This is a genomic window from Luteimonas aquatica (genome assembly GCF_022662575.1).
In the GTDB taxonomy this organism is placed as follows: Bacteria; Pseudomonadota; Gammaproteobacteria; order Xanthomonadales; family Xanthomonadaceae; genus Luteimonas; species Luteimonas aquatica.
The window spans coordinates 1-6,451 of the sequence record NZ_JALBFU010000024.1 but is presented as its reverse complement, the minus strand read 5'-3'; the positions used below and the strand labels follow the sequence as shown (position 1 = coordinate 6,451).

Genomic DNA, 6,451 nt, shown 5'->3' with positions numbered 1-6,451 from the left:
CGCGCCGGCGCAGCGGCGACAGGGCGCGCGCCGCGCGCGCGGCCGCGGGGCTGGTGACCACCACGTGCGGCGCCGACAGCGCCTCGCGCAGCCGTGCGCGCGTGGCCGCGTCGTCGTGAACGACCAGTTTCCACGGCGAGAGCGCGATCGCGCGCGCGCCGTGGGCGGCGGCAGCGCGGCGCAGCGCGGCGTGGTCGCCGACCGGACGCAGCGAGAGCACATGCGCGCCGGACAGGGCGGATGTCGGGGAAGCGCGGACCATGATGCGCGCCAGCTTGGGCGCTCGCCGCGGCGGCCGCAAGCGGGCTTGCGGCACAATGCGTCCATTGCGCGGACCGCAAGCGCCGCACTGCCGAGATGCCCATGCCCTCCAGCGAAGAAGCCCTGCGGGCGCTCGATGCCCACTACCAGTCGATGCCGCCGGTGGCGACGATGCAGCTGTCCATCGCCGGCTACGACGGCCGCCGGTTGCGCCTGCATGCGCCGCTGTCGCGGCATCTGAACGACAAGGGCAATGCCTTCGGCGGCAGCCTGACCTCGCTGCTGACGCTGGCCTCCTGGGGACTGGTCACCCTGCACGTGCGCGCGGCGGGACTGCAGGCCGAGGTGTACGTGGCCGACAGCGAGGTGCGCTACCTGGCGCCGCTGTATGCCGACCTGGAGGCCGTCGCGGAGCTGGCCGAGGACGCGTCCTGGGACGCCTTCATCGCCACCCTGCGCAGCCGCGGCCGGGCCCGCGCCACGCTGCTCGCGCACGTGCCGCTGCCCGGGGGCGGAACCGCCACCAGCTGCCGTTCCCGATACGTGGCGATCCTCAAGTCGTGATCCGCGCCGGCGCTGCTACGATGGCGGCCTTCGTTCGGGAGGCAAGCGCGATGCGGGCTCTGAAAATCCTTGGTCTGGCGATCCTGATGGCCTGCCTGGCGGCCGGCTGCGCCTCCTCCAGCAAGCGCAACAAGTTCGACCAGGCCGCCTACGACTACTCGGCCGCGATCCGCTGGGGCGACTTCGAGGGCGCGTGGACCATGGTGGACCCCGAGTACCGCAAGCAGCATCCGATCACCGACCTGCAGCTGGAGCGCTACAAGCAGATCCAGATTTCCGCCTACCGCGACCTGGCCACCCAGACCCTGCCCGACGGCGGCGTGTTGCGCGAGATCTACATCGGGGTGATCAACAAGCACGACATGTCCGAACGCAGCATCCGCTACACCGAGCGCTGGCGCTACGACGCCGAGCACAAGACCTGGCTGCTGACGGTGGGCCTGCCGGACCTGTGGGCCGGCGAATAGCCGTCCCCCGTCCATCGATGCCTCCCCGGCGCCGGGTGCCCGCCCCAGGGGCCGCCCGCGCCATGGCCGCGGCCCGCAGTCGTGCGACAATCCCCGCCCCGTCGCACCCCCTGCCATGCCGTGACCTTCGATGAACTGGCGGCCTTCGCCGGCCGCAACCCGCTCCTGTCGACCGCCCTGGTCGGCCTCACCATCGCGATCGTCGTCAACGAGGTCGCGCAGCTGTTTCGCGGCTACAAGACCGTGCGCGCGGCCGAACTCACCGCCCTGATCAACCGCGACGACGCCCTGGTGGTGGACCTGCAGCCGATCGCCGACTTCGAGAAGGGGCACATCCCCGGCGCCAAGAACGTGCAGATGAGCCAGTTCGACCCGGAGAACAAGCAGCTGGCGGCCGCCAAGGCGCTGCCGGTGGTGCTGGTGTGCAAGACCGGACAGGTCTCGGGCGATGCCGCCAAGCGGCTGAAGAAAGCCGGCTTCGAGAAGGTCTACGTGCTCGACGGCGGCATCGGCAGCTGGCTGCAGGCCGACCTGCCGCTGATCAAGGGCCGCAAATAGGCCGCGCGAGCGGCCCCGACCGCGCGCGGATTGCGTGCGATAATCACGCTCTTTTCCCGCTTCTCATACCCGATACCCAGCCGGAGTGCACTCGAAATGACCGACCAAGCCCAGAACGGCGCCGCCGAGCCGGCCGCCAACGGCCCGCAGTTCAGCGTCGAGAAGATCTACATCAAGGATGTCTCCTTCGAAGCCCCCAATGTGCCGCAGGTGTTCAACGAGCAGGGCCAGCCGCAGCTGCAGATGAACCTCAACCAGCGCGTGCAGCGCCTGAACGACACCGCCTTCGAGGTCGTGCTCGGCGTCACCCTGACCTGCACCGTCAACGAGAAGACCGCCTACCTGGCCGAAGTGCAGCAGGCCGGCGTGTTCGGCCTGGCCGGCTTCGACGACAACGTGCTCGACGCCATGCTCGGCACGCACTGCCCGAACGTGCTCTATCCCTACGTGCGCCAGACCATCGGCGACCTGATCCAGGCCGGCGGCTTCCCGCCGTTCCTGCTGCAGCCGATCAACTTCGAGGCGCTGTACGCCGAGGGCCTGCGCCAGCGCGCCCAGCAGGGCGACCTGGCCAACAGCGAGACCGCCGGCAACGCCTGATCGGCGCGGCCGCACGAGGCATGCCGGAGGACGCGCTAGTCTGTCCTCCGGCTCTTCACGGATCGATGCATTGATCGCGCTATGACGGCAAACGACCAGAACATTTCCGTCGCCGTGCTCGGCGCCGGCTCCTGGGGCACCGCGCTGGCCGCCCTGATCGCGCGCCACCGGCACCCGACGGTGTTGTGGGGACGCGACGAGGCGACCATCGCCGCGATCGAAACCCGCCACGAGAACCCGCGCTACCTGCCGGGCATCGCCCTGCCGCCGTCGCTGCGCGCCACCACCGACCTGGCCGCCGCGCTGCGCGGGGCCGAACTGGTGCTGGTGGTGGTGCCTTCGCACGCGTTCGCCGAAACCTTGCGCCTGCTGGCGCCGCACCGTCCGTCCGCCGCCGGCGTGGCCTGGGCCACCAAGGGCTTCGAGCCCGGTTCCGGACGCTTCCTGCACGAGGTGGCGGGCGAGGTCCTGGGCCCCGGCGTGCCGCTGTCGGTGGTCACCGGGCCCTCCTTCGCCAAGGAAGTGGCGATCGGCCTGCCGACCGCGCTCACCGTGCACAGCAACGACGAGGCCTTCGGCCAGCAGGTGGCCGACGTGCTGCACGGCCCGGCCTTCCGCGCCTATACCGGCGACGACATGCGCGGCGCCGAGCTGGGCGGTGCGATGAAGAACGTACTGGCGGTGGCCACCGGCGTCGCCGACGGCATGAACCTCGGCCTCAACGCCCGTGCCGGCCTGATCACGCGCGGCCTCAACGAGATGCTGCGCCTGAACCTGGCCATCGGCGGGCGTTCGGAGACGTTGATGGGCCTGGCCGGCCTCGGCGACCTGGTGCTCACCTGCACCGGCGATCTGTCCCGCAACCGCCGCCTGGGCCTGGCGCTGGGCCGCGGCCAGACGCTGGAGGACGCCGTGCGCGAGATCGGCCAGGTGGTCGAATCGGTGCAGACGGCCGACGAGGTGATGCGCCTGGCCGACCGCCACGGCGTCGAGCTGCCCATCGCCAGCAACGTGCGCGACGTGCTGCACGGCGCGATCACGCCGGCCGAGGGCCTGGCGCGGCTGCTGGCGCGCGAGCAGAAGGCCGAATATCCGGACGCACTGTTGGGCTGAAGGCCCTGCGCCCGGGGCCGCGCCGCCGCGCGCAACGCACGAGCGGCGCCCGGGCGCCGGAACCCGCGCATGAAAAACCCGGCCGTTGCCGGCCGGGCTGGGTGCGACGCGTTCGGAGGGAGAGAGAGAAACGCGCCGCCGGGGAGCGGTGTCGCGCGATCCTTACCAGGTCACGCGCGGACCGACGGTCCACTGGGTGTCGCCGCCCTGGATCAGCTTGGCGTCGGCGGAGATGCCCCAGTTCTGGTTGAACTTCAGCTGCGCGCCGAGGCGGCCGTAGAAGTCGTGGTTGTCGTCCAGCACGTACTTGGCCTTGTCGTCGTAGCGCTGGTAGCCGGCGAGCGCGTAGCCCTCCAGGTTCGGCAGCAGCGAGGCGCGCACGCCGGTCTCGACGTTGTAGCCGTCGAAATCGAAGCCGTGGCCGGCGTCGAATTTCTCGTAGGCCACGCGGGCGAGCAGGTCGACCTTCGGCGAGATCTCGGTGTTGTAGCCCACGCCGGCGCGCCACTGGTCGAAGTCGGCGTTGCTGTGGTCGATGTCCTGCTTGGTGTAGGCACCGAACAGGTGGAAGTTGGGATGCACGGCGACCGAGCCGTCCACGCCCCAGCCGTCGGCGTCGGCGCCGTCGGTGTTGGTCGCGGCATAGCCGCCCTGGACGTAGTTGTAGGACAGGCCTTCGGCGGCCGAAGCGGTGGCGCTCAACAGCGAGGCAGGCGCGGCCGCCGCCAGCGCGAGGGCAAGCAGATGACGTTTCATGGGGGAGTCTCTCTCAGAGTGTTTCTTGGTTTTGTTCTGGGTACGGCGTGTCTTGGCGTTTCTTGCAAAGACCGTCACTGGGTCGAAAAAACCGGTCCAGGCGTCCTAGGGGAGGGAGAGAACCGTTAGGGGAGAACGGCGACGCCTGGCCCGGTAGCGCGAATTCTCCGCCTCGCCTGGCAACGGCAACTGAATATTGAACTGAAAAGTACAGGAACTTTTCGGAGCAGCGCATGTCGTGCGCCGCCAGCGGCTTAATCGATCCAAAACTCCACCCGCCGTCCCGCCCGATGCCGCCGACCGACCGTCGAGGGGGGCGCGGATCGGCAATTCACTTTTTTGTAATGTGACTTCAATCATATTTATATTGAGAAGTTAGTCACATTTTCAGATGGGGTTCGATCCGCAACCAAGCCAGTGCCGGCACGCCGGCGCTTCGGGCGCTCTGGCGTCATTCAACGGGAGTGAGTGCATCGCATGAACACGTTTCATCGGGAGGGGCGCAAGGACGCCCGAATCAATTCGGCCAATGGCGACAGCAGCGGACAGGCGCGGACCCCGCGACTGTCCGCGCAGGGCACGGCTCTGCTCGCGGCGGGGCTGCTGGTCGGCGGCTGGCTGCTGCCGGCGCAGCAGGCACGGGCCCAGGTCTATTGCGTGGACGCGGCCGGCAATCCGGTCGATCCGGCGGGCGCGGAGGGCGGCGGCTCGGTGACCTGCGGCCCGGGGGCGCAGGCGATCGGCGGCAACAGCGTTGCGATCGGCGTGGGTGCGCGCACCGATGCCGCCAACGCGGTCGCCATCGGCGTGGACGCGCATGCGATCGCGGTAGGCAGCATCGCCGTGGGCGACCAATCGGTGGCCAACGACACCAACAGCATCGCCTTCGGTCCCAACACCAGCGCCACCGGCGTGAGCAGCGTCGCCTTCGGCGACCGCGCGCTGAGCAATGGCGACAACGCCCTGGCATTGGGCGCGAACACCCAGGCCACGGCAGTCAGCGCACTGGCGGTCGGCGACCGTGCCGCGGCTAGCGGCATCAACGCCACCGCGCTCGGCGCGAACACGCAGGCCACCGCGACCAGCGGCGTGGCCATCGGCGACAGCGCGCTGTCCAACGGCGTCAACGCCACGGCCCTGGGCGCCAACAGCCAGGCCCTGGCGGTCAGCACGGTGGCGCTGGGCGACGGCGCCGTCGCCAACGGCGCCAATGGCGTGGCGATCGGCGCCAATGCCGTGACCGCGGCGGTGGACGATGCCATTGCGATCGGCAAGAACACCCTCGCCGACGGCGTGGGCGCCGTCGCGCTCGGTGGCGACGCCGCCAGCGGCGCGCAGGCCGCCGGCGACTACGCGCTGGCCTTCGGCGCGCAAAGTGTGGCCGGCAGTCTCAATGCCGTGGCGCTGGGCAAGGCCGCGCGCGCGCAAGGCGAGCAGGCCACGGCACTCGGGGCGGAGAGCCTCGCCAGCGGCGAGCAAAGCCTCGCCACCGGCGTGGGCAGCGTCGCCAGCGGGGACGGCAGCGTCGCCAGCGGCGCATTGAGCGAGGCTTCCGGCAACGAAGCCACCGCAATGGGCTACTTCAGCACCGCCTCCGGCGACAGTGCCACCGCCATCGGCGCCGAGAGCACCGCCGGAGGGGTCGACAGCGTGGCGATCGGCAAGCGCGCGACGGCGTCAAGAGACGGCTCGATCAGCGTCGGCAACAACGCCATCGCAGGCGCGCAGAGCGGCGATGTCGCGCTTGGTGCCGATNGACGGCGTCAAGAGACGGCTCGATCAGCGTCGGCAACAACGCCATCGCAGGCGCGCAGAGCGGCGATGTCGCGCTTGGTGCCGATTCGGTGACGGCCGCAGTGGTGGCCACATCGAACGGCACCATCGACGGGACGACCTATAGCTATGCGGGCACCGCACCGACCAGCACGGTCAGCGTGGGCGCGGTGGGCGCCGAACGCACCATCACCAACGTCGCGGCCGGGCGCGTGAGCGCGAGCAGCACCGATGCGGTCAACGGCTCGCAGCTGCACGCCACCAACACCGCGATCGAGAACCTGTCCACGGAAGTATCCGCCGGCCAGACGCACTACTACAGCGTCAACGACAACGGCGTGCAGGGCGGCAACTACGCC

At 70.0% G+C, this 6,451-nt stretch carries 8 protein-coding genes and 1 pseudogene; 7 read left to right on the top strand and 2 right to left on the bottom strand.

Going from position 1 to position 6,451, the window contains the following annotated elements; genetic code table 11:
* A pseudogene (locus tag MD221_RS17300) lies at window positions 1-262 on the bottom strand (uroporphyrinogen-III synthase); the annotation flags it as partial.
* Window positions 263-363: 101 nt separating this feature from the next.
* Here MD221_RS17300 and MD221_RS17295 point away from each other — a divergent pair.
* The 5 genes from MD221_RS17295 to MD221_RS17275 all read left to right on the top strand — a co-directional run bounded on the left by MD221_RS17295 (window position 364) and on the right by MD221_RS17275 (window position 3,563).
* Window positions 364-825: a YiiD C-terminal domain-containing protein gene (locus MD221_RS17295; protein WP_242113392.1), complete on the top strand. Its 462-nt coding sequence runs from the start codon at window positions 364-366 to the stop codon at window positions 823-825.
* 50 nt (window positions 826-875) lie between these two features.
* A complete protein-coding gene (locus MD221_RS17290) occupies window positions 876-1,292 on the top strand; it encodes a hypothetical protein (RefSeq protein ID WP_242113391.1) in 417 nt (138 codons plus the stop codon).
* 120 nt (window positions 1,293-1,412) lie between these two features.
* Window positions 1,413-1,850, top strand: a complete 438-nt coding sequence (locus MD221_RS17285; protein ID WP_242113388.1) for a rhodanese-like domain-containing protein — start codon at window positions 1,413-1,415, stop codon at window positions 1,848-1,850.
* Between the two features lie 96 nt (window positions 1,851-1,946).
* Complete coding sequence (gene secB / locus MD221_RS17280; RefSeq protein WP_242113387.1) at window positions 1,947-2,450, top strand: protein-export chaperone SecB; 504 nt, start codon at window positions 1,947-1,949, stop codon at window positions 2,448-2,450.
* Window positions 2,451-2,531: 81 nt separating this feature from the next.
* Window positions 2,532-3,563 (top strand): NAD(P)H-dependent glycerol-3-phosphate dehydrogenase, encoded by a 1,032-nt coding sequence (locus MD221_RS17275; RefSeq protein ID WP_242113386.1) that lies wholly within the window; start codon window positions 2,532-2,534, stop codon window positions 3,561-3,563.
* Between the two features lie 162 nt (window positions 3,564-3,725).
* Here MD221_RS17275 and MD221_RS17270 read toward each other — a convergent pair whose 3' ends face one another.
* Window positions 3,726-4,319 carry an OmpO family porin gene (locus MD221_RS17270; RefSeq protein WP_242113385.1) on the bottom strand — a complete coding sequence of 198 codons (594 nt, stop codon included), beginning with the start codon at window positions 4,317-4,319 and terminating at the stop codon, window positions 3,726-3,728.
* Between the two features lie 477 nt (window positions 4,320-4,796).
* On the opposite strand from MD221_RS17270, the gene MD221_RS17265 reads away from it, so the two are divergent.
* Both MD221_RS17265 and MD221_RS17260 read left to right on the top strand, forming a co-directional pair.
* A complete protein-coding gene (locus MD221_RS17265; protein ID WP_242113384.1) occupies window positions 4,797-6,167 on the top strand; it encodes a hypothetical protein in 1,371 nt (456 codons plus the stop codon).
* Between the two features lie 11 nt (window positions 6,168-6,178).
* On the top strand, window positions 6,179-6,451 hold a 273-nt coding region (locus tag MD221_RS17260; RefSeq protein ID WP_242113383.1), incomplete at its 3' end, for a hypothetical protein.

What these genes read in the sequence shown, in the direction of transcription:
- MD221_RS17270 (WP_242113385.1), bottom strand. Translation starts at nt 4,319, where the DNA reads ATGAAACGTCATCTGCTTGCCCTCGCGCTGGCGGCGGCCGCGCCTGCC.
- MD221_RS17295 (WP_242113392.1), top strand. Translation starts at nt 364, where the DNA reads ATGCCCTCCAGCGAAGAAGCCCTGCGGGCGCTCGATGCCCACTACCAG.
- MD221_RS17290 (WP_242113391.1), top strand. Translation starts at nt 876, where the DNA reads ATGCGGGCTCTGAAAATCCTTGGTCTGGCGATCCTGATGGCCTGCCTG.
- MD221_RS17275 (WP_242113386.1), top strand. Translation starts at nt 2,532, where the DNA reads ATGACGGCAAACGACCAGAACATTTCCGTCGCCGTGCTCGGCGCCGGC.
- secB (WP_242113387.1), top strand. Translation starts at nt 1,947, where the DNA reads ATGACCGACCAAGCCCAGAACGGCGCCGCCGAGCCGGCCGCCAACGGC.